Source organism: Bradyrhizobium sp. (assembly GCF_049798375.1).
Lineage (GTDB): Bacteria > Pseudomonadota > Alphaproteobacteria > Rhizobiales > Xanthobacteraceae > Bradyrhizobium.
Genome location: NZ_JBARGP010000652.1, coordinates 1 through 6,210, shown reverse-complemented (window position 1 = coordinate 6,210; position 6,210 = coordinate 1). Strand labels below are relative to the sequence as shown.

The following is a 6,210-nucleotide window of genomic DNA, read 5'->3' as shown; positions in this document are numbered from 1 at the left end:
AGGGTGCACCGTCACTGCCGCGCTAGTCGGGCTCAATTTCTCATCGCGTGAATCAATCGATGTCCCTGTTCCTGCACTACCTCAGCATGCCGTATCTGTTGCAGGGCATCGAGCTGACCCTTCAGGTCACTGCGCTCGGGCTCGGCGGCGGACTGATCCTCGGCCTGATCCTCGCCTGGATGCAGTTGAGCCGGCTGTCGCTGCTGTCGGCATTCGCGCGCGGCTACACCGTGATCTTCCGCGGCACGCCGCTGATCCTGCAAATGGTGTTTGCCTATGACGCGCTGCCGCATATCGGCATCAAGCTGCCGGCCGTGCTGGCGGCCGGCCTGGCGCTGGCCTGCAACGAGGCACCGTTCATTGCGGAAATGCTGCGCGCCGGCGTGCTCGGCGTCGAGCGCGGCCAACTGCTCGCGGGGCAAGCGCTCGGCATGACGCCGGCGGTCTTGATGCGCCGGATCATCGCGCCGCAGGCGATCCGCACCATGATTCCGGCCTTCGGCAATGAGACGGTGAGCGCGCTGAAGAACTCCTCGCTGGCGTCCGTGATCGCAGTGCCGGAATTGACCCTGCGCTCGACCCAGCTCGCCTCGTCGACCTTCGACTTCTTCTCGATCTTCTTCGCCTCGGGCCTGATCTATCTGGTGCTTACCGGCGCGGTCAGCGTGATCCAGCTGGCGCTGGAATGGCTGCTGGATCTCGACCGCAGCACCCGAGAGCGCAAGCTCGCCGACTATCTGCCTTGGCGCCGCGTCGATCTCGCAACCAAGCTCGAGCTTGCTGACAAGGCGGCGCCCACCGAGACGGCTCCGGCCGAGCCCGCGGAGACGCCGCGGCGCGCGCTGACCCGCGACGAGCGCACCAAGCGTGCCGCCACCATCGCCCGCAACAATATCGCGGTCGAAGTATCCGACCTGCGCAAGGCCTATGACGGCCACACCGTGATCAATGGGCTCGATCTCACCGTGCGGATCGGCGAGGTGATCGCGCTGCTGGGGCCCAGCGGCTCCGGCAAGAGCACATTGCTTCGCTGCATCAACCATCTGGAGAACTGGGACACCGGCACCGTGCGCGTCGGCGGCAAGCGGCTCGGCTTCCACGATGACGGCAAGCGGCTGTCGCCGCGCGCGATCGCAAATGAGCGCGCCGAAGTCGGCGTCGGCATGGTGTTCCAGCAGTTCAACCTGTTCAGCCATCTCACCGCCAAGGAAAACATCGCCGGTCCGCTGCGCTGGGTCCACGGCATCGGCCGGTCCGACGCAGATCGCCGCGCGGATGAGCTGCTGGAACGCGTCGGCCTCAGCCATCGCGCCAATGCGCTGCCGCGGCATCTCTCCGGCGGTCAGCAGCAGCGCGTTGCGATCGCACGCGCGCTGGCGCCGAACCCGAGCGTGCTGCTGCTGGACGAGCCCACCTCGGCGCTCGATCCCGAACTTGTCAATGAAGTGCTTGAAGTGATCCGGCGGCTCGCGATCGACGATGGACTGACCATGATCATCTCGACGCACCAGGTTCGCTTCGCCGACGAGGTCGCCGACCGCGTCGCCTTCCTCAGCGGCGGCATCATCCTCGAGGAAGGCCCGGCGCATCAGGTGCTGACCAATCCGCGCCATCCCGTCACCCAGCGCTTCCTCTCCGTGATGGACGCCGACCGCGAGCCGGAGCCCGTGCGATGAGCTCACCCTTCACATCAACAGCAACGACGTCGCGTCCATTCTGCCAAGAGGCCCTTGCATGAAACATCATCTGCTGCCGGTTTCGCCCAAAACCGTTCACTGGGGCTATTTTTCCAAGGTCGTCACCCCTTCGCTGACGCTGCGCTCCGGCGACCGCGCCACCATCGAGACGCTGACCCATCACGCCAATGACGATTACGAGCGCATGATTAAGGATGATCCAGGCGCCGAAAGCGTGTTCAAATGGACCAAAGAACATAAAGCCGTCGCACGGCGCGGCTCCGGGCCGACCGAAGGTCCGTTCATTCGCGGCGCCGGCGAAGGCATCGGTGTGCATCTGCTCACCGGGCCCGTCGCGATCGAAGGCGCCGAGCCCGGCGATGTGCTTGAGATTCGCATCCTCGACATCAAGCCGCGGCCGAGCCAATGCGGCTGTCACGCCGGAAAATGCTTCGGCTCCAACGTCGCGGCCAATTGGGGTTTCCACTATCACGATTTGATCGAGGAGCCGAAGCCACGCGAGGTCATCACCATCTTCGAGCTCGACACCAGCGGTGAACCGTTTGCGAAAGCGGTCTATAACTATGTCTGGACGCCGCAGACCGATCCCCACGGCATCGTGCACCCGACCATCGACTATCCCGGCGTCCGCGTCGACCACACGACGATCAGGAAGCGCGAGAACGTTCTCCCAAACATCAAGGTGCCGGCGCGGCTGCATTTCGGCACCATGGGGCTGGCGCCGTCGGAGGCCGATTTCGTCTCCTCGATTCCGCCGAGCTACACCGGCGGCAATATCGATGACTGGCGGATCGGCAAGGGCGCGCGGATGTATTACCCTGTCGCTGTCCCCGGCGCCTATTTCTCGGTCGGCGATCCCCACGCCGCGCAAGGCGACAGCGAACTCGGCGGCACCGCCATCGAGACCTCGCTGACCGGCGAGTTCGAGTTCATCCTGCACAAGAAGAACAACCTCGGCGGCACGGCGCTCGAAGGCCTGGCGCATCCGATGCTGGAGACTGATCAGGCGTGGTCGGTATACGGTTTTACCTATCCAAACTATCTCGCCGAACTCGGCGCCAACGCGCAGACCGAGATTGCCAACCACTCCAGTCTCGACCGTGCGATGCGCGATGCGTTCCGCAAGCTGCGGCGGTTCCTGATGACGGTGCATAGCCTGAGCGAGGATGAGGCGATCTCGCTGATGTCGGTCGGTGCCGATTTCGGCGTCACCCAGGTGGTGGATGCCAATTGGGGCGTGCACGGCACCATCCGCAAGAACGTGTTCCGGTGCGATTGATGAGCCGGATCGAGAGCTATCGCGCAGTTGAAGGTATGCTCCCTCCCGCCTTGTGGGGAAGGGTTGGGGAGAGGGGTACTTAGCAAAGACCGCCGTTGTAGGCCCCCCTCCCCAACCCTCGCCACAAAGGGGGAGGGAGCGCACCGAATGCTCGGCGTCAGCACGCCACACGCGGAGACATGCCACTGCAAGGTCGGCCAGCCATGAAGCTCGTCTGGCATGGGGGTTGCTTGGCCCTGGTGGTGTCGAGCAGTCCCATGAGTTTTCGACCCTTCACAAGCGAATCCTACACGCAGGACGACCGTCCGGAGGCGTGGCGTGACGTGCTGGCCGCCGTCGGCCTGCAGCCGGCTTCGGGGAGCGGCCGCCATGACGGGCACGCCACCGCATCCCATCGCCAGCTGCCGGGCATCGCGCTGACGCGGATTGCCGCAGGCGCGCAAACCATTGCCGCCCTCGCCCAACCGAACGAAAATCTGCCTATCGTGCTGCTGCCGATGGAGGACGGCACGGTGCTCAGGACCGATGACGGCCCCCGTATCGTCCCGGCGGGAAGCCTGTTGCTGCTGCCGCGCGGCGGACATTGGAGCGTGCTGTTCCCGCGCGACATGCGCGCGATCGTGCTGTCGGTGACCTCGGACGCGCTGCACGGCCGCATCGCCGGCAAGCTGAAGCGCAGCGCGCCCGAGATTGTGGCGGCGACGGGACTCGGCGCCGTGTACGGTCGGCTGCTCGAGACGTCCGCGCGGACATTGGAGACACTGAACGATGCCGAATGGGCTGTGGTCGCACAGAGCCTCGTCGACCTGCTGCTGACCCTGGCGCATCAGCAACCTGCGGCCTGCTCGGACCCCGGCAACAGCGCGACGCAGGCCGCGATCCTGCACCGGATCTGCCAGATCATCGAGCGCAAGCTCGACGATGCCGAGCTGACGCCGGCGCGCGTCGCACATAGCGAAGGAATTTCCGAGCGCTATCTGCAGAAGCTGTTCGGAGCTGTCGGCGACAATTTCAGCCATTACATCCGCGAGCGGCGGCTGCAGCGTGCCTGGGCTGATCTCTCCAATCCGCTTGAAGCACATCGCTCGATCTCCGAGATCGCCTATCGCTACGGGTTCGCGGACTCCGCGCATTTCAGCCGCAGCTTCCGCCAACGCTTCGGAACCTCGCCGCGCGAATTCCGTCAGCAGAAATCCGAGCAGGCTGCGGAGTTATCGGGCGCGCGCGGCCAGCGCGGTTGGCCGCAGGATGCCCTGTTGCGCGCGCAGCACGCGGCTCCTGTCAGGATCGGCAGCCCGCCGGCGCCACCGAATGATCGCGAGGGGGGCGCGGAACGGACCCATCATCATCTCGCCGCCAATGCCTCGCGGGTGCATTGGGGCTATTTCAGCCGCGCGCTTCGACCACAGCTCGAGATCGCTTCAGGCGATACCATCACCATCGAGACGCTGACCCAGCACGCATCCGATGATCCCGAGCGGATGATCGCGGGCGATGCTGGCGCTGAGAGTGTATTCGGCTGGACCACGGCAAACAAGAACGTCGACCGCCGCGGCGCCGGCCCGATGGACGCCAGCGTGTTCGGCCGCGGCGCCGGCGAAGGCTTTGGCGTGCACATCTGCACCGGCCCGGTCGCGGTGAAGGATGCGCAGCCCGGTGACGTGCTGGAGGTGCGCATCCTCGATATCGTGCCGCGGCCGAGCCGCGCGCCGGGCCATCAGGGCCGCGTCTTCGGCTCCAGCGTCGCGGCCTGGTGGGGCTATCATTATCATGAGTTGCTCACCGGGCCCGCGGCCCGCGAGGCCGTGACCATCTACGAGATCCTCGCCGACGATCCCGCGCCGCACGCGCGGGCGCTCTACTCCTATCGCTGGACGCCGCAGACCGACCCCTCAGGCGTCGTGCACGCGACCTACGACTATCCCGGCGTTCCCGTCGCGCCCGGCAGCATCAAGCGCCGCCACGGCGTGCTCGATGGCATCAGGATTCCACTGCGGCCGCATTTCGGCGTGATCGCGGTCGCGCCGCGCGAGGCCGATTTCGTCGATTCGATTCCGCCCTCCTATTTCGGCGGCAATCTCGACAATTGGCGGCTCGGCAAGGGTTCGACGGTGTATCTGCCGGTGGCGGTGCCCAGCGCCCTGCTCTCGGTCGGCGATCCCCACGCAACGCAAGGCGATGGTGAACTCGGCGGCACTGCGATCGAATGCTCGATGACCGGCACCTTCCAGGTGATCCTGCACAAGAAGGGCGCGCTCGCCGGACACGTGTTTGCCGACCTGTCATATCCGCTGATCGAGACCGCGACTGACTGGGTGCTGACCGGCTTCAGCCACCCGAACTATCTGGCCGAGTTCGGCGCGCAAGGACAAAGCGAAGTCTATGCGACCTCCTCGCTCGACCTCGCGATGAAGGATGCCTTCCGCAAGATGCGCCGCTTCCTGATGCAAGCCAAAGGACTCTCCGAGGACGAGGCGATCGCGCTGATGTCGGCCGCGGTCGATTTTGGCGTGACGCAGGTCGTCGACGGCAATTGGGGTGTGCACGCGATCCTGAGCAAGGGATTGTTTGCGGACACGAGCGGCCGATGAAAGCGTCATTGCGAGCGGAGCGCAGCAATCCAGCGCCAAAAAGGGAAGCCTGGATGGCGTCGTCGCTGACGCTCCCCGCAATGACGGCGGCACCTGACTTAACCACCAGCACCGATCAGCAAGGATCAAACCATGCAATTCCACATGATCACGGGCGGGCCCAAGCCTGTCGCACCGTTCAGCCATGCCGTGGAGAGCGACGGCTTCGTCTTCGTCACCGGACAGATGCCGGACTCGCCGGAGGCCCCTGGCGTGCTACCCGATGGTATCATCGAACAGACAAAAGCGGTGATGAAGAACTTGAGGTACATACTCCAAGGTCTCAACATCGGCTTCGAACATGTTGTGATAGCTAGGATTTATCTGACGCAGTTCGGCCGCGATTACGCCGCAATGAATGAAGCTTGGCGTTCATTCTTCCCTGCGGATCGCCTGCCTGCCCGCACCTGCGTCGGTGTCACTGGGCTCGCTTACGACGCGCTGATCGAGATCGATCTGGTCTGCCGACGACCATAATCGCCGGCGGTAAATAAGTCGTCACCGGCGGCAATGTTCCCCTGCGCAGGAGACAAACGTTTTCGCGGATTGCCTCGCCCTGTCAGCAGATGTCAATTTGCGCGCGACAATGAAGGTCGCGCCGCAA

The 6,210-nt window shown here is 64.7% G+C and carries 4 protein-coding genes; all 4 read left to right on the top strand.

The features are described 5' to 3' along the window. The first annotated feature begins 59 nt into the window (after nucleotides 1–59). The 4 genes from WA702_RS25545 (at nucleotide 60) to WA702_RS25530 (ending at nucleotide 6,083) form a co-directional block, all read left to right on the top strand. Nucleotides 60–1,676, top strand: coding sequence for an amino acid ABC transporter permease/ATP-binding protein (locus WA702_RS25545; RefSeq protein WP_425113320.1), 1,617 nt, complete (start codon nucleotides 60–62; stop codon nucleotides 1,674–1,676). Nucleotides 1,677–1,734: 58 nt separating this feature from the next. Further along, entirely contained in the window at nucleotides 1,735–2,976 is a 1,242-nt protein-coding gene (locus tag WA702_RS25540; RefSeq protein WP_425113319.1) for an acetamidase/formamidase family protein, read from the top strand. 257 nt (nucleotides 2,977–3,233) lie between these two features. Beyond that, nucleotides 3,234–5,567, top strand: coding sequence for an acetamidase/formamidase family protein (locus WA702_RS25535; protein WP_425113318.1), 2,334 nt, complete (start codon nucleotides 3,234–3,236; stop codon nucleotides 5,565–5,567). A 132-nt stretch (nucleotides 5,568–5,699) separates the two neighbouring features. Further along, nucleotides 5,700–6,083, top strand: coding sequence for a RidA family protein (locus WA702_RS25530; RefSeq protein WP_425113317.1), 384 nt, complete (start codon nucleotides 5,700–5,702; stop codon nucleotides 6,081–6,083). Nucleotides 6,084–6,210 lie beyond the last annotated feature (127 nt).